The organism is Campylobacter sp. 2018MI01 (assembly GCF_018501205.1).
Lineage (GTDB): Bacteria > Campylobacterota > Campylobacteria > Campylobacterales > Campylobacteraceae > Campylobacter_E.
The window spans coordinates 54,313-77,088 of the sequence record NZ_JAHCZE010000001.1 but is presented as its reverse complement, the minus strand read 5'-3'; the positions used below and the strand labels follow the sequence as shown (position 1 = coordinate 77,088).

At 27.9% G+C, this 22,776-nt stretch carries 30 protein-coding genes; 7 read left to right on the top strand and 23 right to left on the bottom strand.

From position 1 onward, the window contains the following. Nucleotides 1-455: 455 nt before the first annotated feature. On the top strand, nucleotides 456-1,106 hold the full coding sequence (locus tag KJQ97_RS00445) for a DNA alkylation repair protein (protein ID WP_214119561.1): 651 nt from the start codon (nucleotides 456-458) through the stop codon (nucleotides 1,104-1,106). On the opposite strand, the gene KJQ97_RS00440 is transcribed toward KJQ97_RS00445, so the two are convergent. From KJQ97_RS00440 to infA, 12 genes are all read right to left on the bottom strand, one after another. Next, nucleotides 1,107-2,039 (bottom strand): Cj0814 family flagellar-dependent secreted protein, encoded by a 933-nt coding sequence (locus KJQ97_RS00440; RefSeq protein ID WP_214119559.1) that lies wholly within the window; start codon nucleotides 2,037-2,039, stop codon nucleotides 1,107-1,109. A 48-nt stretch (nucleotides 2,040-2,087) separates the two neighbouring features. Continuing rightward, complete coding sequence (locus KJQ97_RS00435) at nucleotides 2,088-3,794, bottom strand: M24 family metallopeptidase (RefSeq protein ID WP_214119557.1); 1,707 nt, start codon at nucleotides 3,792-3,794, stop codon at nucleotides 2,088-2,090. 9 nt (nucleotides 3,795-3,803) lie between these two features. Beyond that, complete coding sequence (cheQ, locus tag KJQ97_RS00430; RefSeq protein WP_214117762.1) at nucleotides 3,804-4,280, bottom strand: cheVAW transcriptional regulator CheQ; 477 nt, start codon at nucleotides 4,278-4,280, stop codon at nucleotides 3,804-3,806. 29 nt (nucleotides 4,281-4,309) lie between these two features. Continuing rightward, nucleotides 4,310-4,660, bottom strand: a complete 351-nt coding sequence (gene rplQ / locus KJQ97_RS00425) for a 50S ribosomal protein L17 (protein ID WP_214117763.1) — start codon at nucleotides 4,658-4,660, stop codon at nucleotides 4,310-4,312. Between the two features lie 3 nt (nucleotides 4,661-4,663). Beyond that, nucleotides 4,664-5,665 (bottom strand): DNA-directed RNA polymerase subunit alpha, encoded by a 1,002-nt coding sequence (locus KJQ97_RS00420; protein ID WP_214117764.1) that lies wholly within the window; start codon nucleotides 5,663-5,665, stop codon nucleotides 4,664-4,666. 13 nt (nucleotides 5,666-5,678) lie between these two features. Next, nucleotides 5,679-6,305, bottom strand: a complete 627-nt coding sequence (gene rpsD / locus KJQ97_RS00415) for a 30S ribosomal protein S4 (protein WP_214117765.1) — start codon at nucleotides 6,303-6,305, stop codon at nucleotides 5,679-5,681. A gap of 29 nt (nucleotides 6,306-6,334) precedes the next feature. After that, on the bottom strand, nucleotides 6,335-6,727 hold the full coding sequence (gene rpsK / locus KJQ97_RS00410) for a 30S ribosomal protein S11 (RefSeq protein ID WP_214117766.1): 393 nt from the start codon (nucleotides 6,725-6,727) through the stop codon (nucleotides 6,335-6,337). Nucleotides 6,728-6,736: 9 nt separating this feature from the next. Continuing rightward, complete coding sequence (rpsM, locus tag KJQ97_RS00405) at nucleotides 6,737-7,102, bottom strand: 30S ribosomal protein S13 (RefSeq protein WP_214117767.1); 366 nt, start codon at nucleotides 7,100-7,102, stop codon at nucleotides 6,737-6,739. 3 nt (nucleotides 7,103-7,105) lie between these two features. Further along, on the bottom strand, nucleotides 7,106-7,219 hold the full coding sequence (rpmJ, locus tag KJQ97_RS00400) for a 50S ribosomal protein L36 (protein ID WP_214117768.1): 114 nt from the start codon (nucleotides 7,217-7,219) through the stop codon (nucleotides 7,106-7,108). Between the two features lie 422 nt (nucleotides 7,220-7,641). Next, nucleotides 7,642-7,866, bottom strand: coding sequence for a hypothetical protein (locus tag KJQ97_RS00395; RefSeq protein WP_214117769.1), 225 nt, complete (start codon nucleotides 7,864-7,866; stop codon nucleotides 7,642-7,644). A 1-nt stretch (nucleotide 7,867) separates the two neighbouring features. Further along, complete coding sequence (locus tag KJQ97_RS00390) at nucleotides 7,868-8,692, bottom strand: hypothetical protein (protein WP_214119555.1); 825 nt, start codon at nucleotides 8,690-8,692, stop codon at nucleotides 7,868-7,870. A gap of 94 nt (nucleotides 8,693-8,786) precedes the next feature. Beyond that, the gene (infA, locus tag KJQ97_RS00385) at nucleotides 8,787-9,005 is read right to left on the bottom strand and encodes a translation initiation factor IF-1 (protein ID WP_214117771.1); all 219 of its coding nucleotides are present in this window, start codon (nucleotides 9,003-9,005) and stop codon (nucleotides 8,787-8,789) included. A 117-nt stretch (nucleotides 9,006-9,122) separates the two neighbouring features. On the opposite strand from infA, the gene KJQ97_RS00380 reads away from it, so the two are divergent. Genes KJQ97_RS00380 through KJQ97_RS00370 form a run of 3 tightly spaced genes read left to right on the top strand, consistent with a single transcriptional unit; the run spans nucleotide 9,123 to nucleotide 10,710 of the window. Further along, nucleotides 9,123-10,190, top strand: coding sequence for a transglutaminase-like domain-containing protein (locus tag KJQ97_RS00380; protein WP_214119553.1), 1,068 nt, complete (start codon nucleotides 9,123-9,125; stop codon nucleotides 10,188-10,190). Further along, on the top strand, nucleotides 10,187-10,459 hold the full coding sequence (locus KJQ97_RS00375; protein ID WP_214117773.1) for a hypothetical protein: 273 nt from the start codon (nucleotides 10,187-10,189) through the stop codon (nucleotides 10,457-10,459). The genes KJQ97_RS00380 and KJQ97_RS00375 overlap by 4 nt, the downstream gene beginning before the upstream one ends. Then, entirely contained in the window at nucleotides 10,456-10,710 is a 255-nt protein-coding gene (locus KJQ97_RS00370) for a heavy-metal-associated domain-containing protein (RefSeq protein WP_214119551.1), read from the top strand. Before KJQ97_RS00375 ends, KJQ97_RS00370 begins: the two co-directional genes overlap by 4 nt. A 37-nt stretch (nucleotides 10,711-10,747) precedes the next feature. On the opposite strand, the gene KJQ97_RS00365 is transcribed toward KJQ97_RS00370, so the two are convergent. Genes KJQ97_RS00365 through gltX form a run of 4 tightly spaced genes read right to left on the bottom strand, consistent with a single transcriptional unit; the run spans nucleotide 10,748 to nucleotide 14,397 of the window. Further along, nucleotides 10,748-11,140 (bottom strand): rhodanese-like domain-containing protein, encoded by a 393-nt coding sequence (locus tag KJQ97_RS00365; protein WP_214117775.1) that lies wholly within the window; start codon nucleotides 11,138-11,140, stop codon nucleotides 10,748-10,750. A 2-nt stretch (nucleotides 11,141-11,142) separates the two neighbouring features. After that, a complete protein-coding gene (gene upp / locus KJQ97_RS00360; RefSeq protein ID WP_214117776.1) occupies nucleotides 11,143-11,766 on the bottom strand; it encodes a uracil phosphoribosyltransferase in 624 nt (207 codons plus the stop codon). Next, nucleotides 11,753-13,000 carry a malic enzyme-like NAD(P)-binding protein gene (locus KJQ97_RS00355; protein ID WP_214119549.1) on the bottom strand — a complete coding sequence of 416 codons (1,248 nt, stop codon included), beginning with the start codon at nucleotides 12,998-13,000 and terminating at the stop codon, nucleotides 11,753-11,755. The genes upp and KJQ97_RS00355 overlap by 14 nt, the downstream gene beginning before the upstream one ends. Next, complete coding sequence (gene gltX, locus KJQ97_RS00350; RefSeq protein WP_239803736.1) at nucleotides 12,997-14,397, bottom strand: glutamate--tRNA ligase; 1,401 nt, start codon at nucleotides 14,395-14,397, stop codon at nucleotides 12,997-12,999. Before gltX ends, KJQ97_RS00355 begins: the two co-directional genes overlap by 4 nt. Nucleotides 14,398-14,439: 42 nt before the next feature. Between gltX and KJQ97_RS00345 the strand changes: the two genes are divergently transcribed. The 3 genes from KJQ97_RS00345 to KJQ97_RS00335 are packed head-to-tail and all read left to right on the top strand — an operon-like array spanning nucleotide 14,440 to nucleotide 17,947. Beyond that, nucleotides 14,440-15,006, top strand: coding sequence for a hypothetical protein (locus KJQ97_RS00345; protein WP_214117779.1), 567 nt, complete (start codon nucleotides 14,440-14,442; stop codon nucleotides 15,004-15,006). A gap of 5 nt (nucleotides 15,007-15,011) precedes the next feature. Continuing rightward, nucleotides 15,012-16,736, top strand: coding sequence for an EAL domain-containing protein (locus KJQ97_RS00340; protein ID WP_214119547.1), 1,725 nt, complete (start codon nucleotides 15,012-15,014; stop codon nucleotides 16,734-16,736). Further along, a complete protein-coding gene (locus tag KJQ97_RS00335; RefSeq protein ID WP_214119545.1) occupies nucleotides 16,736-17,947 on the top strand; it encodes a Y-family DNA polymerase in 1,212 nt (403 codons plus the stop codon). Before KJQ97_RS00340 ends, KJQ97_RS00335 begins: the two co-directional genes overlap by 1 nt. A gap of 7 nt (nucleotides 17,948-17,954) precedes the next feature. On the opposite strand, the gene KJQ97_RS00330 is transcribed toward KJQ97_RS00335, so the two are convergent. The 7 genes from KJQ97_RS00330 to KJQ97_RS00300 form a co-directional block, all read right to left on the bottom strand. Beyond that, a complete protein-coding gene (locus tag KJQ97_RS00330) occupies nucleotides 17,955-18,596 on the bottom strand; it encodes a M48 family metallopeptidase (RefSeq protein ID WP_214119543.1) in 642 nt (213 codons plus the stop codon). A gap of 262 nt (nucleotides 18,597-18,858) precedes the next feature. Beyond that, complete coding sequence (locus KJQ97_RS00325) at nucleotides 18,859-19,494, bottom strand: tetratricopeptide repeat protein (RefSeq protein WP_214117783.1); 636 nt, start codon at nucleotides 19,492-19,494, stop codon at nucleotides 18,859-18,861. An 83-nt stretch (nucleotides 19,495-19,577) separates the two neighbouring features. Beyond that, on the bottom strand, nucleotides 19,578-19,853 hold the full coding sequence (locus tag KJQ97_RS00320) for a hypothetical protein (protein WP_214119542.1): 276 nt from the start codon (nucleotides 19,851-19,853) through the stop codon (nucleotides 19,578-19,580). 96 nt (nucleotides 19,854-19,949) lie between these two features. Beyond that, the gene (gene rplT / locus KJQ97_RS00315) at nucleotides 19,950-20,303 is read right to left on the bottom strand and encodes a 50S ribosomal protein L20 (protein WP_214117784.1); all 354 of its coding nucleotides are present in this window, start codon (nucleotides 20,301-20,303) and stop codon (nucleotides 19,950-19,952) included. A gap of 80 nt (nucleotides 20,304-20,383) precedes the next feature. Then, nucleotides 20,384-20,578 (bottom strand): 50S ribosomal protein L35, encoded by a 195-nt coding sequence (gene rpmI, locus KJQ97_RS00310; protein ID WP_214119540.1) that lies wholly within the window; start codon nucleotides 20,576-20,578, stop codon nucleotides 20,384-20,386. A gap of 59 nt (nucleotides 20,579-20,637) precedes the next feature. Continuing rightward, entirely contained in the window at nucleotides 20,638-21,783 is a 1,146-nt protein-coding gene (locus KJQ97_RS00305; protein WP_214117786.1) for an MFS transporter, read from the bottom strand. Between the two features lie 69 nt (nucleotides 21,784-21,852). Beyond that, entirely contained in the window at nucleotides 21,853-22,560 is a 708-nt protein-coding gene (locus tag KJQ97_RS00300) for a transporter substrate-binding domain-containing protein (RefSeq protein ID WP_214119538.1), read from the bottom strand. Nucleotides 22,561-22,776 lie beyond the last annotated feature (216 nt).

Sequence of the window (22,776 nt, the reverse complement as noted above, 5' to 3'; positions counted from 1 at the left end):
TAATATCTGTTTTGCTAATAGCACCTTTATTATTAAAAGAACCATTTGTTAAATTAACACTACCTACAGAAGTAAAACTTTCGCTTACAGTTATATTTGCTCCATTACCAATAATATCTTGAGTTGTATTGTATGTAGTTTTAACTTCTATAGTTTTACCATCAATACTACAAGGGTTCTTGCCATTACATAAGGTGCTTAATTCTTCAGCGTGTAAATACCCCCCCCCCGCTGATTGCTAAACAAGTTAATAAAGATAAACTTAGTTTATTTCTCATAATTATTCCTTGAATTAAAATCTTTTAATATTATCAAAATTTAACTTTAAATCTATGAAAATAATAAAAATTTGTAAATATTTGTTAATTAGTAATTTCTTTTTAAGTTTAGTTTTAGAATTTAAAATATAATCTTTAAATTCCAATTATTTATATTAGCATTTAAAAGGAGCTAGGTTGAAAGAGTATTTAACAAAATTTATTGATAACAATTATAAAGAATTTCATAAAAAATTAGTTTTTAGCAAATATGAAATTTTAGGAGTTCGCTCAAATATATTAAAAGACTACGCAAAAAAACTTCAAAAAGAAAATACCTTTGATGAATTTTTTAATAAGTTTTTAAAAGATGAGAAATTTTATGAATATCTACAAATAATTGCCTATGGGATTAATTATGAAAAAGACTTCTCAAAAGCACTAAAATACACTAAGCTTTATTTAGATTTCGTTGATAATTGGGCTAATTGTGATACTTTAGTGCCTAAAAGCTTTAAAAATCAAGATATAAAAGCTTTTGCAAATGAATTAATTTGCGAAAACCATATATACAAAATTCGTTTTGGGATAATTTGTTATATGAAATTTATCGCTTATAAAGATGGGTTAAAAGCTATATTTAGTATAAAAAGTGATGAATATTATATAAATATGGCTAGAGCTTGGTATTTTCAAGTAGTTTTAGCTAAAGAATTTGAATTAGGCATTTCGTTTTTAAGTTCGCACAAATTAGACGCTAAAACACTTAAAATGACTTTACAAAAATGTAAAGATAGTTACCAAATTAGCCAAGAGAATAAAGCAAAACTAATGCAGATTTTAGTCTAATCAAGCCTTAGTTTTGTCTAAAAACTTAGCCACTTCGGTATTAGTTTTTAGCAATTCATCAATGCCTAAATGCTTAATCTCATCAGCCATTTTTAATAAATCTTTATGCTTTTTAATATCTTTATTTATATTATTGTAATCATCTTGCATAGCTAAAGCATATTTTAAAGCATCTTTGCTTAGCCTTGTTGTCCCGCTATCACTTGCAAATGGATTTATGCTTTGTAAAAATCCTATGAATTTCTTTTCTTTTTCATTATACATAGAAAAATCAGGGCTAAAAGCAAATTCCTTATCAACGCTAATATTTTTTGGCTCGAAACTAAGCTCTATTACGCTAAAGCCATCTGCTTTTATGCTTTTTGCATATTCTAATTCTTCGTTATTTTTATAAATATTCGTGATTTTGTATTTGCTAACATCATTTATATAATCAAAACTAACCTTACTATAACCAAAATCTATGCTAATACCACTTGGATAATCTTGATTGTTGTGAGTAATTTGCGTAAATAAATCATAATAATGCTTAATAGTATCAGCTAAATCAATATTGCTAAATGTCTTGCCCGAATCTTTCATCACCGAATATACATTCATTTTTTCATTAAATCTAACTATTTCTTTTAGTGTACTTGAGTGGATTTTAAAATCATCTGGTAACCCTGAAGCCTTGTTAAAATCAGCACCCATAAAGCCATCATTATCTACGCTATAGCCAAACTGAATGCTAGATTTTGCTTTATTTAATTCGTTTTTATAATCAAGCTCATTTTTTATACTATTATTTAAAGTGCTTAGTGAAGTTGGCGTATTATTTGATATAGTTTTTGTCGTAACTTTGGCTAATTCATTTGTAAAAAACTCAGATGATATTTGTTTGCTTTTTTTGATTTTAGTATCATTAAATAATGCAATATTTTCTACTTTCATTAAAACTCCTTTAATTATTTGTTTAATAGCAAATAATATTCCTAAAGTTTAGTTTAATGCTCTCGTTTTAAATTCCAAAAACTGCTTTAACTCATCATCTAAAAATACACTTATGGTATCAAAAACCCTTTTATGATAATCATTTAGCCAATTAATCTCATCTTGATTTAATAATTTTTTATCAATCAAATCAAGCTCAAAAGGATAAAGCGTAACTATATCAAAGCTCAAAAAATCTCCGTATTCACTGCTAAAACAATGCTTACTAATTGCTAAATTCTCAAGTCTAATTCCGTATTTGTTATTATGATACAAACCTGGCTCAATTGATGTTAGCATACCCCTTTTTAATTTAGTATGTTCGCTAATATTAGCATTTAGCGATAAAACTTGTGGACCTTCATGAACATTTAAAAAATACCCTACCCCATGCCCTGTGCCGTGCAAATAATCAAATCCGTATTGCCATAATTCTTTTCTTGCAATACTATCTAATAAAGGCATTTTTATATTTTCGGGTGCTATGGTTTTTGATATTGCAATATGTGCTTTTAAAACCAAAGTATAATCTCTAATTTGCTCTAAACTTGCGTTTTTTATCTTAAAAACTCTCGTAATATCAGTAGTGCCGCACTCATATTGAGCCCCACTATCAAGTAATAATAAGCCTGATTTATTAAGTAATTTTGAAGTTTTTGCATTTGCTTTATAATGAATTATTGCGGCGTTTTCATTAAATGCTGCGATAGTATCAAAAGAATTGCTGATAAAATACTCATTTTCTTGTCTAAATTGCGTTAGAACTTCATCAATTTTTAGCTCATCAACTAAGTCTAAATTAGTATTTTCTAAGTAATAATTAAACTTAGTTAATGCAATGGCATCAATTATATGAGCTTGTTTTATGTGCTTTATTTCTATATCATTTTTACAAGCTTTATGTATGGTGCTAGGCAAGATTTCATTTACTAAATTTGCATTTATTAAGCTAATAATTTTTGCATTCGTATTGGCAAAATCACACAATACATTACCACTTAAACTAGATAAATCCGAATAAAACTCATCGTAATTTTTATAAATTATATTTAAATCTTTTTGAATATTTTTAAGCTTTGTTGGCTCTATATAACAAATCGCATTAGTTTGTGAAATTATCATATAACTTAAAAATACGGGGTTAAATTCCACATCTTTACCACGATAATTTGTAAGATAAGCTATGTCGCTAAGGCTTGAGATTACGCAATAATCAATGTTTTTATTTTTTAATTCATCTTGGACTTTTTTTATTTTATTAGAACTTAAATCACTTATGAATTTTTCGTTTTGTTTATAGATTGGCTCTTGTGGGAGTTGTTTATCGTAAAAATCTTTATAAAAATTATCATAATCTATTATATTAACAAGGTTTTTTAGCTTTTCGTAATTATTTTGAGATATGGTTTTTAAATCAATTAAAGCCTTTTTAGTGCTTAAATTATTTTTAATATAGTCTATATAATCAGGGCTTTTGATTAATCTAATGCTATCTTTTAACTCATTTTCAGCTTGTAAAAAATATCTACCATCAGTAAATAAAATTGCATCATCAAGGCTAATTAAAAGCGAGCCAGCAGAACCGCTAAATCCACTTATAAATTCTCTAAGTTTAAAATACTCAGGAATATACTCACTCAAGTGATAATCAGCCGTTAGTATTAAAGCAAAATCAGCATTATTGATTTTTAAAATATCTCTTATTTTCGTAAGCATTTTATCTCCTTAGTAATATCCTAAACATAAAGTATTTGTGAGTTTGATTTTTTTCTCAAAAGGCTCGGGTGCAAAATAACAACATTTTTCTATATAAATATGAGAATTTAAAGGTATTTTTAACTTTGTAAAAAAATCATTTAAATCAATAAATTTTATTCCTGCAATCTCTACTAATTTTATTACATTTAAAAGATTTGAATTATTATTTGGATTTAAATGTGATGGCGCTAGATTACTCATAGAACAAAATGCACTAGCTAATACTAATCCACTTAAATTAGAGCATTTAGGGATTAAATTCTCATATTTTTTAGCTATTGTATTTTTATCTAAAAATACAATTCTAGAATTTGGATATTGTGCGTATTTTATATTTTTCCAAAATTTATAAGCATTTTGAGAAATATCAGCTAGGGTAAAAAGTTCTTTGTTTAATATATAGTTTTCTAAAGTTTGATTATTTGGGAGTGTTATTTTATTCATAATATTTTGAGTGCCGAAGCACTCAATTATTATACTAGCTCAATATAAGCTAAAGTAGCCGCATCACCACGGCGAGTTCTTGTTTTAATAATTCTTGTATAGCCACCATTTCTTTCTTTGTAATTTGGAGCTATTTCATTTACTAATTTATTTGTGCATTCTTTGTCTTGTAAAGCTGCAAATACTGCTCTATGAGCGTTAAAATCTCCAACTCTTGCACGAGTGATTAGTTTTTCAATGTATGATCTTAATTCTTTAGCTTTTTCTAAAGTTGTTTCAATCTTACCATTTTTGATAATTGCAATGCTTAAATTCTTTAGTAAAGCTGCACGATGAGTGCTAGTACGACCTAGCTTTCTATATCCATGTCCGTGTCTCATTTATTATCCTTTAATTTCTTTTATTTTTTCAATAAGTTTATCTTTATAAGCATCTACAGAATTTGAACCTATCGGATAGCCTATTTCTTTCATAGCAGTAGTAATTTCATCCACTGATTTTTTACCAACATTTTTTAAATTATTTACATCGCTTTCACTCATTAAAGCTAATTCGCCTATAAATTCAATGCCAGCTTTTTCTAAACCATTATTACTTCTTACGCTTAAACCAAGTTCCTTAACGCTTTTTAATAAAGGAGATAAATCAATTTCTTCAGTTGTTTCTTCCCCTATTAATCTAGGACTTGTAGTTGCAATTTTATTAAATACCATCATTTGTTGATACATAGCATCTAAAGCATTTTTAAACGCATCTTCAGGTGTAATTTGACCATCAGTTGTTATTTCAAATACAATTTTTTCATAATCAGGATTATCTTCGTGTAATACCTTTTCTATTGAATAATTTGCATTTCTAACTGGTGTAAAAAACGCATCAAGAGCTATAAAACTACTATCAGTTTTTTCTCTTAAATCTTCGCTTGCTACATAGCCAATACCTTTTTCAATAATTAATGTGAAGTCTAATTCAGTGTCTTCATTTATAGTAGCAATGTAGTTATCAGGATTTACAACTTCAATTACATTATTAGCTAAATCACTACCTTTAATTTCTCTTGGCCCTTTAAAGCTAAAGCTTACTTCTTCTCTTTTACTATCTTCGTTTTTAATTTTAAAACGCATATTTTTAATATTAATAATAAATAAAGAAATATCTTCTACCATACCTCTTTTGCTATCAAATTCATGGCTTACTCCATCAATTTTAATAGCAGTTGCTGCATAGCCAATTGCACTAAGGCGTAAAAGCCTGTGCAGTGGATGTGCTAATGTAATGCCAAAACCAATTTCAAAAGGCCAAGCACTAATGCGTGCTTTATTTTCGCCGATATTTTCAATAGTAAAATCATTTGGCATATGAGCTGTTGTAACTACTTTTCTCATTTGCTACTCCTTATTACTTAGAGTATAGCTCTACTATGAATCTTTCCTCAACAGGAATGACAACTTCTTCTCTCTCAGGTTTTCTTGTGAAAATTCCATATTTTTTATCTTTTTCAACATCAACCCACTCAACAATACCTGTTTGATTTGTAAGTTCAACTGCTCTTACTATTTGAGGATTGTTTTTGCTTTTTTCTACAACTTCAATTTTAGCGCCTGGTAATACTCTATAACTTGGAACATCTACTCTTTTACCATTTACTAAAATATGTCCGTGAGTTACAAGTTGTCTTGCAAAACGGCGAGTTGTAGCAAAACCCATTCTATAAACAACGTTATCAAGTCTTTGTTCTAAGAATTGAATTAAAATAGAACCTGTATTTCCATCTTTTCTAGCAGCTTCTTGGAATAATTTTCTAAATTGCTTTTCACTTACACCATACATAAATTTAGCTTTTTGCTTTTCTCTTAATTGTAAGCCGTATTCGCTAATTTTACCTCTTCTTTGACCATGCTGACCTGGTGCATAAGGTCTTTTATCTAAAGCACTCTTACCAGCTAGTCTTCTTTCACCCTTCATTGCAAGGCTAACGCCTAATCTTCTTTCAATTTTCTCTACTGGTCCAGTATATCTTGCCATACTATTTCTCCTATATTCCTATACTTATATTATACACGACGGCGTTTTGGTGGTCTGCAACCATTATGTGCTAATGGTGTAATATCTTTTAAGAAAGTAACTTTAATACCTTCAACTGCACCAACACTCTTAACAGCAGTTTCTCTACCGCTACCAGGACCTTGAACACGAATACCAACTTCTTTAATTCCGTGTTCTTTAGCTTTATTTAAAGCATCTTCAACCGCTTGTTGAGCAGCAAATGGAGTTGATTTTTTAGAACCTTTAAATCCTAAACCACCTGCACTACTCCATGCAATTGCATTTCCCATTTCATCTGTAACTGTTACCATTGTATTGTTAAAAGTTGCACTAATATATACTACACCTTTAGCAATATTCTTTTTAACTACTTTTTTCTTAACTACTTTTCTCTTAGCCATTATCTATCCTTACGCTTTTGCACCAACGGTTTTTCTCTTACCTTTGCGAGTTCTAGCATTTGTTTTAGTTTTTTGACCACGCACTGGTAAACCTTTTCTATGTCTTAAACCACGATATGAACCTAAATCCATTAAAGCTTTAATGTCCATAGCAACTTGTTTTCTTAAATCACCCTCAACTAAATAATGTTCTTGGATTTCTTTACGAATATTTGCTGCTTCATCTTCGCTTAATTCATATACACGCTTGTTTGGATCTATTCCAACTGCTGCTAAAATTTTGCGTGAAGTAAATAAACCTATACCATAGATATAAGTTAAGCCATATTCAATTCTTTTTTTCTTTGGTAAATCAACACCTGCAATACGAGCCATACCTTATCCTTGTCTTTGTTTGTGTTTTGGATTTTCGCAAATAATACGAACAACGCCTTTTCTCATAACGACTTTACATTTGTCGCACATTTTCTTAACAGATGGTCTTACTTTCATCTTGTCTCCTAAAAAATAATTTGCTTTCCACTTTTTTACAATCTGCATTTTTAGGTATCACGAATTACCAACTAATATTTAAATGGTGGAAAATTCACTCAAATATTACTTCTTCACACAGATAAATTGCAAAAGTGCTAATATTAGCAAAACAAAATTAATGTAGGTTTAAATATTAAATTTATTTGTCTTTGATAATTCTAAAAATTTCTTAGCAATATAATCTCAAACTATTATTTAAGAATTAATTTATAGATTTTACTTTTTTAATTCATAAAGTTTTAGATAACTTTTAAAGTATGTGAAATATCCCAATATAAATGAAGTTTCAAAAATACTATATAAAAATAAAATAGAACATATAATAAAAATTATTTAGCACCATTTAAAGTGCTAAATTATTTAAAAAATTGTAGTTTTAACTAAAAGAAAAAATAGCCAATAGCATATAAAACTGGATATAGTATGAATGCTCCAATAGTCATAGTTATCGCCATTTTAAAGCAACTTACTGGTCTAGCCATGTTTATTAATACATTTTTATCGGTTGCATTTGCATTATTTTCAAAAATCATTTTATGAAACGCTAGGCAAAACTCACCTTCTTTAAATTCTGAAACATTATTTATAACTTCTAAACTATTCATTTTAATCTCCTATATGTTTAATTCTTGCGTACGGAATAGAATTGTAAACAGCTGCTAATTCACTACCATAATTACTTGCAATGTTTTTGAAATTTTCTTCATATTCTGCCAAAGCATTCTTATAAGTATCTCTTGTTTTGTCTGCTGATTTGCACCAAAGGAAAAAAAGTAGCCACACAGGAATACTTATAAATTTTACAAATGATAAAAACCCAACTACGAATGATAAAAAAGTAGCAAGTCCTGCCCCTCCTAAGGTTTTATTAACCAATTCATTTTGTTTTTTTATAACTTCTTCTAACTCGCAATTAATATCATAAACCGGATAAGCCGCATAAACACACTTTAAAATTATTTCATCCTTTTTTGATAGCTCATCTAAATCTATGCTCTCACCATTAGGGTTTGGCTTACCGATAATCGCAAGGGTGCCTTTTATATTAAAGCAATTATTTATTTTAGTTTCTGAATTAACTATGGTTTCTGATTTGATTTTAGAATTAGTATTATAATGAGAGCCAAACCAACTTTTTTTAATCTTGCCATTTGCTTCACCTTCTGTATGCATAACTCCTATAGTTTCTGTGCTTTCGGTATAGTTATCCCTTACTATGTTTAAAACACAGTTATAGCCCAAATAGCTAGTTACATCTTTAAGTGATTGTTCTGCATCTTTGTAACTCACACCAGAAGTAACCGTAATTTCAAGTTCGCTTATATGAATTAAGCTATATTGCGTTACGGCACCAACATCTACTAATAAAACCCCATTAAACAAATCATATTTGTTTTCATTTTGATTTTCACTTGTTGTTAAATCACTCATTTAATCTCCTTTCAAAAGAGTGATTATACCCCCCCCCAAGATAAATGAATGGTAAAAAATAATTTAGAAGTTTAGCACCATAAAAAGTGCTAAATTATTTGTGTCTATAAGTAATGCGTCCTTTATCAAGACTATAAGGAGTTAGCTCAACTCTTACTCTATCTCCTGGCATAATTTTAATATAGTGCATTCTCATTTTACCCGCAATGTGGCATAAAATTACGTGTTTGTTATCAAGCTCAACTTTAAAAGTTGCATTTGGTAAAGCTTCAATAACTTCGCCGTCAATTTCTATTACATCATCTTTAGCCATAATTTTCCTTTGTAAAAATGTAAAGGTCAATAATAACATAAAAACTATTAAAAAACTAAATTTATTATTAAATAAAATAATTTAAAATAAAAGTTTATTTCACACAAGGATAAAGTTATGAAAAGAAGAACATTTTTAACTTTATCGTCTGCAGTTGCAGCAAACACTTTACTAAGTGCGAATGAAACACCTTTAGTAAATAATACTCAAGCAACAAAAGACGATAGTAAAGAATACATTGTAAGCTTAAAACATAATTTAAGCGAATTAGGCGAAGTTAGCAAAATATGGCTTCCATTACCAAAATCACGCTCATATCAATACCTTACAAGTGATATTGTAAATAGTGGAAATTACAATGAAATTTATTTAAGTGATTTTGAAACTAATAGTTTATATGCAAGTTTTTCTAATGTAAAAGCTGAATTAATAACACAATTTAGCATTAAAACTCACGATAGAATTACTGATTTTTCTAAAGTTAATTTTAATGAAAACGAGAAATTAGACGAAAGTATCGCACAATATTTAAAACCAAGCGAACATATTTTTACTAGCGGAATAGTAAAAGAATATGCGCTAAAAATTACAAAAGGTATAAAAGGCGATTTAGAAAAAGCAAAAGCTATTTATGATTGGGTAGCACTTAATTTTACTCGTGATGAGAGTGTAATTGGGTGTGGAATTGGTGATGCTAAGGCTATTTTAGAAAGTAAAAAACTTTATGGCAAATGCACTGATATTAGCTCTGTTTTTGTAGCACTTTTAAGAAGTATTAATATTCCTGCTAGAGAGTGCTTTGGAATTCGTTTAGGTGCGAGTAGATTTTATGCTGCAATGGGTAGTAAAGAAAATATAACAAAAGCTCAACATTGTAGGGCGGAGTTTTATCTAAAAGGCTATGGGTGGATTCCTTGCGATCCTGCTGATGTAGCTAAAGTTAAATTATCTTTAAACCTAGATAATAATGATAGTGGGATACAAAAATTAAGAGAATTTCAATTCGGCAATTGGGAAATGTGTTGGTGCGAGTTTAATACCAAAAGAGATTTCGTGCTAATTCCACGCCCAGCTCAAGCACCGCTTAATAATTTTGGCTATGTATATGCTGAAGTTGATTCAAATACTATTGATTATTATTCACCTAATGAATTTGTGTATGAATACACTTCAAAACAAATATGAAAAAATATTTAATATCAATGTTTATCTTAGCTATTAGCTCTAGCCTTTGTTGTGTTGGAGCTATTAGCTTTTTGATATTTGGAGTAAGTCTTGTTAATTTTGATTTTTTAGCACCTTTTAGAGTATATTTGGGGATTGCAACCTGCATTTTATATTGCATATTTGTCTATAAAAAACTAAATCAAAAAAATAAAATCAGATTATTTTTAATAGGACTTGCATTATTATTTATCGTATTTTATCCTGAAATTATAGGAGCAATGATTTGAAAAAAATATTATTGTTAAGCTTATTTTTAAGTGTTTTAAATGCTTATGAATACACTTTAGAAATTCCTAAAATACATTGTCCATTATGCACGGCAATTGTTAGAAAGGCACTACTAAAAATTGATGGAGTAAATAAAGTAAATGTTAGTTTAGAAAATAAAACAGCGATAATTAAAAGCGATAAAGAACTTAATGAAAGCATAATAAATCAAGCACTTTTTAATACAGGCTATCAAGGAATACTTAAATAAATCCTATTTTAAAAAGAATTTAAAATAGGATTAAAAATTAATTTTGATATGGAACTAATTTAATATCTGTCTTTAATAATTCGTTCATTCCACCATCAAGATTTATTATATTAGTAAAGCCGTTTTGCTCAAGCATTTTAGTTACCATTGCACTTCTTTTGCCACTTCTACACATAATTGCTATTTTGCTATCTTTTGAATAATTTTTACTAATTTCATTCAAAAAATCAGGATTAATACTTCCATTTTCGTTTAGAAATGTTATCAATTTTGCTTTATTTACAACACCTGTTGCAGCGTATTCACTAGGCATTCTAACATCAATTACAGCATAATCACTATTAGTAAAATCAAATTCCTTGATATTTTGTGTGATTACCTCAGCATTTAAACAAACAAATAAACTTAAACCCAATAATATTTTTTTCATTTTTAAGCCTTTAAAGTATTAAATATCCTATCTCCAGCATCTCCAAGACCTGGGATAATATAACCTTTTTCATTCAATCCTTTATCCAAACAAGCAGTAATTAATGCTACATCAGGATGAGCTTTTTTCATTCTATCTCTTGCTTCAGGAGTTGCAATGATACTTGCAAAAATTATTTTTTTAACACCAATTGATTTTAATCTATCAACAGCTGCAATAGCACTTCCGCCCGTTGCAAACATAGGGTCAATTATAATTGCAGTTTTATTTTGCATATCTTGTGGGTATTTTTCAAAGAAAAATTCAGGCTCAAGCGTTTCTTCATTGCGTTGAATACCTAAAAATCCCACACTAGCTTTACCCAATAAATCAAGTGCAATATCACTCATACCAAGAGCTGCTCTTAAAATAGGCACTATTACAATATCATCGCTAATAACTTCGCACTCACAAGGCATAAGTGGAGTTTGAATATTAACTTTTTCTGTGCTTAAAAATTCACAAGCTTCATAAATCACAAATCCACTAAGCTTTTTTATATGCTCACGAAAATCCCTACAAGATGTATTCTTATCTCTAATTTTCGCTAGATAAGTTGAAACTAGTGTATTTTTAATTACTTTCATTCAATAACCTTTCAAAATATGCTTTATCATCAAAATTTTTAACTAAAGCTATGCCTTCATCAACAGCAGCCTTAGCAACTGCGGTGCTAACATAAGCTTTTACCCTATCATCAAATGGTTTTGGAATTATTAAATCTTTTCCATATTTTAAGTCTTTACCATATAATTTTTTAGTTTTTTCGCTAACTTCAAGGCGTCCTAATTCGCTTAATGCCTTAACAGCTGCTATTTTCATACCCATAGAAATCTTTCTAGCTCTAACATCTAAAGCCCCACGGAAAATATATGGAAAGCCTAAAACATTGTTGATTTGATTGTCATAATCGCTTCTTCCTGTTGCAATAATTACATCAGGGCGAACTTTTTTCGCAAGTTCAGGTAAAATCTCTGGGTCAGGATTAGCTAAAGCAAATACTATTGGATTTTCTGCCATAGTTTTTAACATTTCTTCGCTTAAAGCTCCAGCTTTACTAAGTCCTAAGAAAACATCAGCTCCTTTTAAAACATCGGCTAAAGTATCCTCATCACATTCTCTTACAAATTCTAATTTATGTTCATTTAAATCTGTTCTTTTAGTATTACAAACACCTTTAGAATCTACTAAATAAATCTTTTTAACCCCTAAAGTCTTATATATCTTAGCACTTGCAATCCCTGCTGCTCCTGCTCCACAAACAACTACTTTTAAATCTTCTAATTTTTTACCAATTATTTCGCAAGCATTAATTAACCCCGCCGCACTAATAATAGCCGTTCCGTGTTGGTCATCATGCATTACAGGAATACCTAAGTCTTGAAGTCTTGCTTCAATCTCAAAACATTTTGGAGCTGCTATATCTTCAAGGTTAATACCGCCAAAACTAGGAGCAATAGCTTTTACTGCTGCTATTATTTCTTCGGTATCTTGAGTGCTTAATTCAATATCATAAGAATCAACATTTGCAAATTTTTTAAATAAGCAAGCCTTACCTTCCATAACAGGTTTTCCTGCAATTCCACCGATATTGCCAAGACCTAAAACAGCTGAACCATCACTAATAACTGCTACTAAATTACCTTTACTTGTGTATTTATAAGCTAAATCACTATCACGAGCAATCTCTTCGCAAGGATATGCAACTCCAGGAGAATATGCTAAACTTAAACTCTCATATTCTTTCATAGGCGTTTTAATAAAAGTGCCTAATTTACCGCCTAAATGATACTCTAATGCTCTTTCTTTTAAATTATTCATAAAATCTCCTTTAAAAAATTATTAAATCTTTTTTTAATCTCATCATTGCCTAAAAACTCCATAATAGCATAAATACTAGGACTAATTGTTGTTCCTGTTAGGCTTAATCTAATTAATTGCGCTATGTCTTTTAACTTAGCATTATTGCTATCTAAAAATTGTTTAACGGCTAATTCAAATTCTGCTTCGGTATTTGCACCTTTAAAATCATTTACAAACTTAGAAAATAAAGCTTTGCTATTATCATTTACAAACTTAGCAACTCCACTTTCTTCATAAGAATTTGGCTCGTTTATAATAATTTTTGCACTATTTATCAAATCTATTAAAGTCTTAGCTCTTTCTCTTAACATTGTTAATAAGAATGAATAATTCTTAACACTTGAAAAATCAAATCCTAAATCTTTACAAGCATTTACTAATCTTTCATCGCTAACGCTTTTTATATAATGAGCATTAATCCATTCTAATTTTTGTGCGTTATATGTGCTCGCACCTTTGCTAACATTATCAAATGTAAAGCATTCTTTCATTTCTTGCATTGAAAATATTTCTTGGTCTTTGTTTGAAAATCCTAATCTTAATAAGAAATTTAGTAAAGCTTCAGGCAAGTATCCTAAAGCCTTATATTCCATAACATCGGTTGCTCCGTGTCTTTTGCTAAGTTTTTTGCCATCTTCTCCATTTATCATAGCTAGATGATAAAAATTAGGAACCTTAAAGCCTAAAGCTTCATAAATTATTATTTGTTTTGGAGTATTTGAAAGATGGTCATCTCCACGAACAACATCAGTTACGCCCATTAAAGCATCATCAACAACCACTACGAAATTATAAGTAGGAGTGCCATCAGCACGAGCTATTACAAAATCATCTAAAATATCAGCAGCGTTAAATCTAATTTCGCCCTTTACTCCATCATTTACTATTATTTCTCCATCAAGCGGTGCTTTTATCCTTACAACTGGTTTAATTCCTTCTGGTGGAGTGCCTTTAAAATCTCTGTATCTTCCATCATATTTAGGGCGTTCTTTTCTAGCTTCTTGCTCTGCTCTTAATGAGTTTAACTCATCTTCGCTCATATAACAATAATAAGCATTGCCACTATCAAGTAATTTTTGAATATATTCTTTATAAATATCTAATCTTTTACTTTGGTAAGTAATTTCCCCATCTACTTCTAAATCAACCCATTTAAAAGCTTCTAAAATAGCTTTGGTTGCTTCTTCGCTATTTCTTGCCATATCTGTATCTTCAATACGAAGAATAAATTTACCATTATTTCTTTTAGCGTAAAGATAAGAAAAAAGTGCTGTTCTTAATCCACCAATATGTAAAAACCCTGTCGGAGAGGGTGCAAATCTTGTAACTATCATTATTATTAGCCTTTTGTGAATTTTTTATAGTTATAATCATTTAAAATCACTTAAAGGTAAATAATGAGAAAAATTTTGCTTGCACTTGTATTTGGTGCATTTATGAACGCAAGTCCTATAACTTCAATCATAGCTAGTGTTAATAACGAGCCTATTACAAATATTGATATTATAGAAATTTCACAATATATGAATATAAGCCAAAACGACGCATTAAGATTGCTAATTCAAAATAAAATATGCACATCTTTAGCTAAAAAATTCAAATTAGCTGCAAATGAACTAGAAATCAATCAAGAATTATCAAAAATAGCTGCTGCTAATAATATTAGCTTATCTACTTTCATAGAACATAACCAAGATAAAATCAAAATGCTAACAGAAAATATAAAAGATGAAATTCTAAAAAAGAAATTATTTGATTTAATCGCTCAAAATTATATGAAAGATGTAAGCGATGATGAAGTAATTAGATTTTATAATTTAAATAAAGATAAGATGAATGGGGCAAGTTATGAAGTAGCAAAAGAACAAATTAAAAGCTATTTAATGAATAAAAATGCTCAAGAATCAGTTCGTAATTATATGGAAAAAGAAGAAGCAAAGGCATCAATTAAAATGTTTAGGTGAGTACTATGAAAACAAAATCAATTCTATCTAACTCGTTTAAGAATTTTATTATTACAACTTTTTTACTAATTGAAATTGCTGGTGGAATTTTTGGAACTTATAGATATATTAGCGAGGCAAAAAGAATTGAAGAGCATCATAGAATTCACAATATAGGAAATGATAGCTTAGTAATTAGGCTACAACAAAATAAAGACCATACTATTTTTCAATTTTTAGTATTTTCTTTCGCTGTATTAGTAGCTGCAGTTATTAGTAATGCAATTTATATAAAAAGATTAAAAAGAGTAAAATCAAATTTTAATGATTTTGCAGAACTTCTCGCAAATTCAGTCAAAAAACATAAACCTTTAATGCTAAACGATACGCTAAATTACAGCGAATTTCAAAAAATAGCAAATTCTTTAAATGAAGTCTTAAATGATATATACTATCAAGAAAACTATAATTCTTTAACCAAATTACCTAAAAAACAAAAATTCTTATTAGACATACAAGAACTCTATGAAAAAAGCGATTGTCCTATAATAGTTAGCTATATATATCTTAAAGACTATCAAAATCTATTAAAAAGTAGAAGTTTTGATTTAGCTGATAAAATAATATTAGAATTAGCAAGTAGATTTTCAAGTTTTTCTACAACTATTTTAAATTCTAAAATAGCCAAAATAAGTGGCAATGGAGATTTTTTATTAGCATTTCCTTGTATTGATGAAATACAAACAACTTTTAATAATATGGCTATTAAGTTGCACGAATGCTTTAGTGAAAGTATTAATTTTGGAAGTGATGGAATTTATGAGCAAAGTATAGGGGTTGGCTTTAGTGTATTAACAAATGAAAATTACAATCAAATAATAAACGATACTTACAAAGCAGCCTTACTTTCAAGCGTTCAAAAAGATACATTGTATTGCGATTATTCTGATGAAGTTAAAACACAAATAGATAATGAAGCAAAATTAGAAAATGATTTAAAAAGGGCTTTAGAAAAAGGTGAACTTGATGTATATTATCAAGCAAAAATCGGAGCAAATGATAATTTAGTAAAAGGCGCAGAAGCATTAATTCGCTGGAAACGAAATGATAAATTTGAAAATACAGAAAAATTTATAAGAATTGCAGAAAAAACTGATTTAATAATAAAACTTGAAAAATTTGTAATTGCAAAAGTATTTCAAGAAATACAAGTTTTAAAAAATAAGGGAATAAATATTCCAATAAGTATTAATATATCAGCAAAACACTTGCACCATAAAGATATGATAAATTATTTGCTAGCAAATGTTAAAAAATACGATATAAATCCAAATTTAATAGATATAGAAATAACAGAAAGATATAGACTTAATAGCAGTAGTGAAACTATATTAGAAAAATTAAAAGCTATTGGATTTTTAATAAGTATTGATGATTTTGGGAAAGATTATAGTTCTCTTTCTTATATAAATCATTTACCTATTGATACAATTAAAATTGATAAAAGCTTTATAGATGGATTAAATAGTAAAGATTGTGATTTAATTAATGAAAACTCAAAAGCAATTATAATTGGTATTATAAAAATAGCAAAAACTATGAATAAAAGAGTAGTAGCAGAAGGTGTTGAAACACTAGAGCAAGTAAATATTTTAAAACAATTAGGTTGTGATGAATTACAAGGATTTTATTATCATAAAGGTGCTACACCTATTAATGAATTTATAAATATTTATAAAAACAAATTCTAATGAAACTTCATATAGATTTTGATAGCTATTTTGTAAATGCCCAACGACTATTAAATAAAGAACTCTGCAATACACCTTGCGTGATTTATGCTGGAAGCGATGAAGATTTTTTCAATCAAGATGCAAAATATATAGATAATAAAATCGCCTTTATGAGCTCAATTGAAGTTATAAGAAGTGAAAATAAAGTAATTGATTATAGGCATTTTACTGCAATTGCCGTATCTTATGAAGCTAAAAAATATGGCGTAAAAGTAGGAGATAAATTAAATATAGCTTATCAAAAATGTCCGAATTTAAAAATAGCTAGAAGTAATATTAGATTTTATAAAGAACTAAGCTTTAAAGTAAGGCAATTTTTAGAAAGCAAAATACCCGTGATTGAACAATTTAGCATTGATGAGTTTTTTGGAGATTTAGAAGGGTTTAAAAAAGACACAGAAGTGCTAGATTATGCAAAATATCTTCAAAAAGAACTATTAGATAAATTTGGCTTACCAGCTAGTATAGGCATTAATAATAGCAAATGGGGAGCTAAATTTTTAACCGATTTAGCAAAACCTTTTGGCATTAGAATGGAATATGATTTAAGCAATGCCATTAAAGGAATAGATATAAAAAATTTCGCAGGCATAGGAAGAGAAATACAAAAATATTTAAGAGCTTATGGGGTAAATACTTTAGATGAATTATTGCAAAAAGAATATTTGCTAGATAAATATGGTAAAAATGGCAAAAAAATCATAGCAAGAATTAAAGGCGTTGATAATGAAAAAGTAGAAGAAATAAAAGATATTAAAAGCCACGCAATATCAAAAAGCTTTAAGCCAATTAATGATTATGATGAGTTAAGGCGAAGGGTTAAAATACTTGCTAGATATTTATGTGTTTGGATTTCAAAGCACAAATATCATCCTAAAAAAATAGAAATAAGTATTAAATACGGCAATAAATTAGAGCATATTGGAATTGAAATTATACAACCATTTGATGAAAAAAATCTAATTGATAATGCCGTAAAAGGATTTGAAATTCTTATGAAAAATACGAAAAATGTAAATGTTTATTATATAGGAATTGCTGCTAATAATCTTGATAAAACATATTGCGAAAATATTTTTCAAAACACCACAAAAAATCAAAAATTAAATGAAACCCTAAGTGCTATAAGAGATAAATTTGGCATTAGCTGTATAAAATATGGGGGATAAATATAAATTATCTATCTTTTAATAAATTAATTCTTTCTTTATAATCAGGCATAAACCCTAAAAGCGTGGCATAAAAAGCCTTTGAGTGATTAGCGTGATAAAGGTGTGTTAATTCGTGCATAATCACTGCTTCTATTGCTAATATATCTTTTTTAATTAATTCGGTATTTAGATTTATATAAGATTTTTTCGTATTGCAAGAACCCCAACGAGTTTTCATTTTTCGCACTTTCAAAGCTTTTATATCTTTACCAACAATCACACAAAATCTTTTTAAAATTTCGCTAAAGATTTCTTTTGATTGAATTTTATAAAAATCATTAAGTAATTTTTCTTTATTTTCATCAGTTTCAAGGCATTTTAAAATGATTTTATCATTGTGAATTTCTACATTGTTTGAAATTCTTAAATCAAATTCTAAAATATATTTTCGTCCTAAAAACAATACAAAATTACCACTCAAAAGCTCTGCTTTTTTAGTAGTTTTAAGCTCGTTTAATCTTTGTTCTATCCAATCTTTTTTAAGTCTTAAAATCTCATCAATTTTTGCTCTACTTATAAAATAAGGCGATACTACTTCAACAAGCCCAATCTCACGAACTTTTATAATAATATTTTTCACCCGCTTTTTAGTAATTTTTATTTCCATAAACTTTCTCACATTAAAAACAAAACTAATTTTAACTTAAAATATCTTAGACAATCTGCGATATTCCAAATAAAATTAATCATATTTTGGTGTTTTTCTATATTCATAAAATTCCTTTAAAGTAAATGTGATTATTATGACAAAACAATAATAAAAATATTAAATTATTTTAAATAGTTGTAATTTATATGCTTTTATAACTACTCGTTTTTAAAAATATATCAAATAATAAAAAGTTCTTAAAAAATAAGAACTTTTAAAATTATTTTATATTATCTAACTTTTCACAAGCGTATTTAAATTCTAATTCGCAAGATTTTCTTAAATACTCAAGAGATTTATTTTCATAAAGTTGAGATACTTCATAGCAGCTTTTGTTATCATTATTATTGCAAGCGTATTTGTATAATTCTAAAGCTTTTTCTTCATCAATATCAGTGCTAACTCCATTTAAATACATATTTGCTAAAAAATAGCAAGATGAATAATCATTATTATTGCATTGTTTTTCGTATAAATTAAATGCTCTTTCATATAATTTTTCAAAATCATCACATTGAGTATATTTTACTTCACAAAAATTTGCAAAATCATAGCAAGCGTTTGCATTATCATCATCTTTGCAAGATTGTTTAACCAATTTTATTGCTAAATTTTTGTATTTTTTATTTAATTTTTTATTTTCCAATTTATCAGAATATTTATAAATATCACTTAAAGCCTTGCAAGATAAATAATCTTCATATTCTTCGCAAGAAACTTTATAATATAAAGCTGCGTTTGCTTCATCATTTTTATCAAACTGATAATAATTAGCATTTTTTAAACATTCTTCTAAACTCACACACTCAACGGCATAAATACAAACACTAAATAATAAAATTAATAATTTTTTCATACTAACTCCTTTTTAAGGTAGTAATTTTAGCGAAATATTTTTAAATAGTAATATTTATTTTTAAGCTATAGGAAATCTATAGCTTAAAAAGAATAAGTAAAATCACCTTCATTGGTTTTAATTTCTGCTTGTTTTAAATTCTCGCAAAAATGTATAGGTGAAAATGATTGTCCGTATTTTAATTTTTTAGGATTTGATTTTGATAAAACATAATGAAGTTTGCAATTTCCTTTATTTAGTTTAATCTCATATATTTCTAATTCATCTATTTTAGATGTGATTTTGAGTTTTTTAGAAGCTCCTATTCCTAGAATATTAACTTCAGGAGAATTAAGAAAAAAGATTATACCCCCCCCCACCATTCTTAAAATAATATTAAAAAAATAAAAATTACTAGGGAAAATATTTAAATGTTAAAGAAAGAAATTCCTAGCTAATCTTAGCTAGGAAAGAAATTATAATGCTTTTTTAGCTGCTGCTGCAACTTTAGCAAAAGCTGCTGCGTCATTCATAGCCATATCAGCTAGAACTTTTCTATCTAGTTCAATACCAGCTTTTTTAAGACCATTCATAAATCTTGAATAGCTTAAATCATTTAAGCGGCAAGCTGCATTAATTCTAATAATCCATAAACGACGGAAATCTCTTTTTTTGCGGCGTCTATCGCGGTAAGCATATACCAAGCTTCTTTCTAATTGTTCTTTAGCTTTTCTAAAGTGTTTTCTACGACCGCTATAAAAACCTTTAGCTAACTTTAATAATCTTTTATGTCTTCTGCGTCTTACTACGCCTGTTTTTACTCTTGCCATAACTTCTCCTTTTAATGGCGTTTGCTTAAAGCAAATCTTTCCCTAAACGGGGGTAACGAATGATTAAAAATCAAAAACTCTTATTTCATACAAAGCATTTTAAGAACACGGCTTTCATTTGTAGCATGAACAAATTTTGCTGTTCTTAAATCACGCATTCTTTTTGCAGGCTTTTTAGTTAAAATGTGGCTTCTATAAGCTGAACCACGCTTAATTTTATTTTTGCCTACTTTAAAGCGCTTAGAAGCACTTTTTACGCTCTTCATTTTTGGCATAAGCTTTCCTTTTTGTTGAATTTTCTAAAAAAGAAGAGCCGATTTTATCACAATAAAGTTTATATATAGCTTATTTTATTTGAAAGTAAAGAAAAAATTAGCAACAAAAAACTAATAATTATCATAAAAATAATTGAAGTATTAAAACTATTTGTAATATCTTTAAAATATCCAAAAATTATTGGCCCAATAGTAGCTATTAAATACCCTACACTTTGAGACATTGAACTTAAGTATATTGTAGTTTTTGTATCTTTTGATTTAATAGCAATCATTATCAATGCAACGCCAAAAATTCCACCAACAGGAATAGAAAATAATAAAGCTGAAATTATTAAAATATAAATATTTGAACTTAATAAACATATAAAAAAAGCAAGAATATTGCTAATACAAACTAAAGTTAAAAGCATTGCTTTATTTTCAATCTGAGCCATTTTATTAGGTATAAAATAAGCTGAAAACATAGAACAAAATTGAAATAATATAACAATATTAGTCGCATAATCTTTATTCATACTAATAGCTAATATGCTAGGATACCAAGTAATTATCGTATAAAAAACACAACTTTGAAGCCCCATAAAAGCAGTGATTATCCAAGCGTTTTTGTTTTTAAAAATACTTAAAAAATCACTGAAATTTTGAGTTTTAGAATATCTATTAAGCCTATGATTTTTAATAAATGGCAGATAGCAAAAAAACGCAATAATAGCAAATATAATCCAACAAAATAAAGCTCCACTAAGTCCAATATAATCAATCAAATAATGCCCAAAAACTCCTATTAAGCTAGAAATGCTTAAAAACATTCCATAAAGTGCCATAATTTTTCCAATATTTTTAAAGTGATTTTTAACAAAACTAGGCATTAAAACATTCAAAATCGCAATACCTAAACCTATTAAAATCGTCCCAAAAAATAAGAAAAAGGTATTAAAAAACGCTCTAGCAAATAGTCCAAACATTATTAAAATAATCGCATAAAGCATAGCTTTTGTATTTGGTAAAATCGGAGCTATTAAAGAAAAAATAAAAAAACAAAAAAGCGGCAAAGCACTTAAAATCCCAATTTGCGTAGAATTTAAATCATAATAACTCATAATATTATCAACTATAGGACCTATTGCAGTAATTGGTGCTCTAAGGTTTAAAGATATAAAAACCACACACAAAATACTTATTAAAAAATAATTCTTTTTCATTTTTTTCCTTTATTAAGACTTTAATATATCTAAAAAATTCAATTTATGCCTAAATATTAGGCATAAATTTTAATCTAAATTATATTTTTGTAACAATTTTAAATAAGTTCCATCGTTTTTAAATTTGTTAATTACTTTATTAAAATCATCTCTTAATTTAGTATTGCCTTTTTGAAAAGCTATGCAAGTTCCAGCTATTGGAGTTTTTGCGAATACTTCAAAATCATCATAATTTTTAGTATAGCTCTTAGCAACAGCAGCTTCTAATACAAAACCATCAATTTTGCCATTTAAAGTAGATAATACAAGTGGAATGTATTCAGAATTTAAAAATGGAACTACGCCTTTAATATTAGATATTTCATCAGCTTGTAAAGTGCCAATTTGAGCTCCTAAAATAGCTCCTTTTTCAAGGTCTTTTAAAGAATTTAGCTTTTTATTACTTTTTAATTTGATATAGTGGTTTTCACTTTCTATTATTGGATTTGAAAACTCAACATTTTTAGCTCTTTTAGGTGTGTAACTCATACCTGATGCAATAATATCAATCTTTTTTGATTTTAAAGCTAGTATTAAACCATCAAAAGACATTGGAATAATCTCAATTTTTATATTTAACTCCTTAGCAATTTCTCTTACTAAATCAATCTCAAACCCCACAATTTCATCATTTTCCATATACTCAAATGGTGGGAAATCAGGCGATAGACCAACTTTATAAATCTCTTGTGCGAAAAGCCCTAAAGCTAGCAATGTAGCTATAAAAATTTGTTTCATAATAATCTCCTAAAAATTAATAAAAATAAAAAATGTAAAAAATAAAAAAATAGAATAAAAGAAGTGATAAGTTTTAACGCAGATTTGATTTATTTATTTGTAATTTTTCCATTTGTCCTCCTTAAAAATATGACTTATAATAATCAAAAAAGTAAAATATGTTAATTATAATATGTGTAATTTTAAATTAAATATAAAAAATGTAACATTATGTAA

Excerpts from the sequence above, each read along its gene's own strand:
- KJQ97_RS00440 (WP_214119559.1), bottom strand. The coding sequence starts at position 2,039 with ATGAAAGTAGAAAATATTGCATTATTTAATGATACTAAAATCAAAAAA.
- KJQ97_RS00435 (WP_214119557.1), bottom strand. The coding sequence starts at position 3,794 with ATGCTTACGAAAATAAGAGATATTTTAAAAATCAATAATGCTGATTTT.
- cheQ (WP_214117762.1), bottom strand. The coding sequence starts at position 4,280 with ATGAATAAAATAACACTCCCAAATAATCAAACTTTAGAAAACTATATA.
- rplQ (WP_214117763.1), bottom strand. The coding sequence starts at position 4,660 with ATGAGACACGGACATGGATATAGAAAGCTAGGTCGTACTAGCACTCAT.
- KJQ97_RS00420 (WP_214117764.1), bottom strand. The coding sequence starts at position 5,665 with ATGAGAAAAGTAGTTACAACAGCTCATATGCCAAATGATTTTACTATT.
- rpsD (WP_214117765.1), bottom strand. The coding sequence starts at position 6,305 with ATGGCAAGATATACTGGACCAGTAGAGAAAATTGAAAGAAGATTAGGC.
- rpsK (WP_214117766.1), bottom strand. The coding sequence starts at position 6,727 with ATGGCTAAGAGAAAAGTAGTTAAGAAAAAAGTAGTTAAAAAGAATATT.
- rpsM (WP_214117767.1), bottom strand. The coding sequence starts at position 7,102 with ATGGCTCGTATTGCAGGTGTTGATTTACCAAAGAAAAAAAGAATTGAA.
- rpmJ (WP_214117768.1), bottom strand. The coding sequence starts at position 7,219 with ATGAAAGTAAGACCATCTGTTAAGAAAATGTGCGACAAATGTAAAGTC.
- KJQ97_RS00395 (WP_214117769.1), bottom strand. The coding sequence starts at position 7,866 with ATGAATAGTTTAGAAGTTATAAATAATGTTTCAGAATTTAAAGAAGGT.
- KJQ97_RS00390 (WP_214119555.1), bottom strand. The coding sequence starts at position 8,692 with ATGAGTGATTTAACAACAAGTGAAAATCAAAATGAAAACAAATATGAT.
- infA (WP_214117771.1), bottom strand. The coding sequence starts at position 9,005 with ATGGCTAAAGATGATGTAATAGAAATTGACGGCGAAGTTATTGAAGCT.
- KJQ97_RS00380 (WP_214119553.1), top strand. The coding sequence starts at position 9,123 with ATGAAAAGAAGAACATTTTTAACTTTATCGTCTGCAGTTGCAGCAAAC.
- KJQ97_RS00375 (WP_214117773.1), top strand. The coding sequence starts at position 10,187 with ATGAAAAAATATTTAATATCAATGTTTATCTTAGCTATTAGCTCTAGC.
- KJQ97_RS00365 (WP_214117775.1), bottom strand. The coding sequence starts at position 11,140 with ATGAAAAAAATATTATTGGGTTTAAGTTTATTTGTTTGTTTAAATGCT.
- upp (WP_214117776.1), bottom strand. The coding sequence starts at position 11,766 with ATGAAAGTAATTAAAAATACACTAGTTTCAACTTATCTAGCGAAAATT.
- KJQ97_RS00355 (WP_214119549.1), bottom strand. The coding sequence starts at position 13,000 with ATGAATAATTTAAAAGAAAGAGCATTAGAGTATCATTTAGGCGGTAAA.
- KJQ97_RS00345 (WP_214117779.1), top strand. The coding sequence starts at position 14,440 with ATGAGAAAAATTTTGCTTGCACTTGTATTTGGTGCATTTATGAACGCA.
- KJQ97_RS00340 (WP_214119547.1), top strand. The coding sequence starts at position 15,012 with ATGAAAACAAAATCAATTCTATCTAACTCGTTTAAGAATTTTATTATT.
- KJQ97_RS00335 (WP_214119545.1), top strand. The coding sequence starts at position 16,736 with ATGAAACTTCATATAGATTTTGATAGCTATTTTGTAAATGCCCAACGA.
- KJQ97_RS00330 (WP_214119543.1), bottom strand. The coding sequence starts at position 18,596 with ATGGAAATAAAAATTACTAAAAAGCGGGTGAAAAATATTATTATAAAA.
- KJQ97_RS00325 (WP_214117783.1), bottom strand. The coding sequence starts at position 19,494 with ATGAAAAAATTATTAATTTTATTATTTAGTGTTTGTATTTATGCCGTT.
- rplT (WP_214117784.1), bottom strand. The coding sequence starts at position 20,303 with ATGGCAAGAGTAAAAACAGGCGTAGTAAGACGCAGAAGACATAAAAGA.
- rpmI (WP_214119540.1), bottom strand. The coding sequence starts at position 20,578 with ATGCCAAAAATGAAGAGCGTAAAAAGTGCTTCTAAGCGCTTTAAAGTA.
- KJQ97_RS00305 (WP_214117786.1), bottom strand. The coding sequence starts at position 21,783 with ATGAAAAAGAATTATTTTTTAATAAGTATTTTGTGTGTGGTTTTTATA.
- KJQ97_RS00300 (WP_214119538.1), bottom strand. The coding sequence starts at position 22,560 with ATGAAACAAATTTTTATAGCTACATTGCTAGCTTTAGGGCTTTTCGCA.